This window comes from Homoserinimonas sp. (assembly GCF_056262345.1).
In genome coordinates this window covers 1-1,827 of the sequence record NZ_JBACFR010000144.1, presented here as the reverse complement: position 1 = coordinate 1,827, position 1,827 = coordinate 1, and the positions used below count along the sequence as shown (strand labels likewise).

Here is a 1,827-nt window from a genome sequence, read left to right as displayed (position 1 = left end):
ATCATGTCGGCGGGGCCGAGGCGGTGCTCGGCCGGGTCAAGGTTGTTCTCGCGGGCCCCCCTGGTGGTCAGAGCGATGAGGCACTGCTTAAGCGTTTTGAGCAGTCCGGCTCCGAAGTGCTGATGGCTACTCGTGGCCTGGTGGGAACCCTGGGGGAGCATCGCTGGACGGTTCTCTGGCCCCCTCGTTCAGCATCACCCGGGCCCGGCAACGACGCGAGTGTCGTGACCGCGTTTACGGGCGGTCCGGCCTGCGAAACATGCCTGACGTCGGTGCTTCTGGGGGACCTCGGCCGGGAAGCGCAGTTGCGGCTCGGCGCGCTCAATCGGGCAGAGCTGGCGAGCCTCGCGCCGATCGATGTGGTCAAGGTCGCGCACCACGGTTCCCGCGACCAGGCGGCGAATCTTTACGAACAGCTCGATGCCCGAGTGGGAGTCATCGGAGTGGGGGCAGACAACGACTACGGGCACCCTACGGCGGATATCCTCGCCACGCTTCGAACCCTGGGCACGGCGCCAGCTCGAACGGATCGTGACGGGCTAGTACTCATCGCGTTTCGCGACGGCGAAATGGTGCTCTGGAGGGAGAGGGGCGGCTAGCACCCGACCGCGCACGTCGGCGGCCCTGGGTAGGCTTGATCAGACACGTTCGTTCCGACCCGAGTGGAGATCCGTGGCAGGCAGGCCAGCAGGCAAATCGGCGTCCAAGGCGCCGGCGAAGGCATCGGCTAAAGTCACGATTCCGCAGCTCCCGTGGTCGCAGGCTAGGCCAGCTCCCGTGGTTCTCGTATCAGGCACAGAGGGCTTTCTCGCCGATCGTGCGATCCGAGCCCTCCGCGACGAACTCAAGCGCAACGACCCGAGCCTTGAGGTCAGTGACCTTGAGGCCGACGGTTATTCTCCCGGGCAGCTACTCACGGTGGCGAGCCCGTCCCTTTTTGGTGAGCCTCGCATGATCCGGGTCATCAATGTGGAGAAGTGCACGGACGCATTCATCACCGAGACGCTGGGATATCTAGTGTCTCCGGCCGACGACACCTGCCTTGTGCTGCGCCACGGGGGTGGCGTCCGGGGCAAGAAGCTTCTTGACGCTATCCGGGGCGGCCTCGGTGGCGGAGTTGAGGTCGTGTGCACGGAGCTCAAAAAGGAGCAAGACAAGGTCGACTTCGCCTCGGCCGAGTTCAAGAAGGCTGGTCGCCGAGCGACTCCCGGCGCCGTCCGCGCGCTCGTGGCGGCGTTCTCCGACGACATCGCCGAGCTCGCTTCGGCCTGCCAGCAACTCATCGCGGATGCCGCAGCCGAAATCACCGAGGTCACGGTCGAGAACTACTACTCGGGTCGGGTCGAGACCTCGGCGTTCAAGGTGGCCGACGTTGCGATCGCCGGGCGTCAGGGCGAGGCGCTCGTGATGCTGCGGCACGCGCTGGCATCGGGGGCAGATCCCGTTCCCATCGTCGCCGCATTCGCTATGAAGATTCGAACCATGGCCAAAGTCTCCGGTTCCCGGGCAAACGCCTCTCAGCTGGGGCTTGCCCCGTGGCAGGTCGACCGAGCACGGCGCGACCTGCAGGGCTGGAGCGACGAGGGCCTAGGCCGGTGCATCGAGACTCTCGCGGAGACGGATGCGGCGGTCAAGGGTGCCCAGCGCGATCCGGTCTTCGCCCTTGAGCGCATGGTCAGCGTCATCGCCTCCCGCGGGGAGCGCCGGGGCTAGCCTTTCCCAAGATGCACGCCACAGAAGTGGCACCATGCGCAGTCGTCTTAACGCAAGAACAGCGCCCCCCCGGGGCGGGGTGTTTTCGTAAAGGTGGGGCGGGGTTGCGAAGGG

At 66.0% G+C, this 1,827-nt stretch carries 2 protein-coding genes; both read left to right on the top strand.

All coding sequences use genetic code 11. The annotated features are described in order from the left end of the window. Nucleotides 1–599 (top strand): ComEC/Rec2 family competence protein (locus tag AC062T_RS07175; protein WP_476028671.1); only part of this gene is annotated, 599 nt, incomplete at its 5' end. A gap of 73 nt (nucleotides 600–672) precedes the next feature. Continuing rightward, entirely contained in the window at nucleotides 673–1,713 is a 1,041-nt protein-coding gene (gene holA / locus AC062T_RS07170; protein ID WP_476028669.1) for a DNA polymerase III subunit delta, read from the top strand. Nucleotides 1,714–1,827 lie beyond the last annotated feature (114 nt).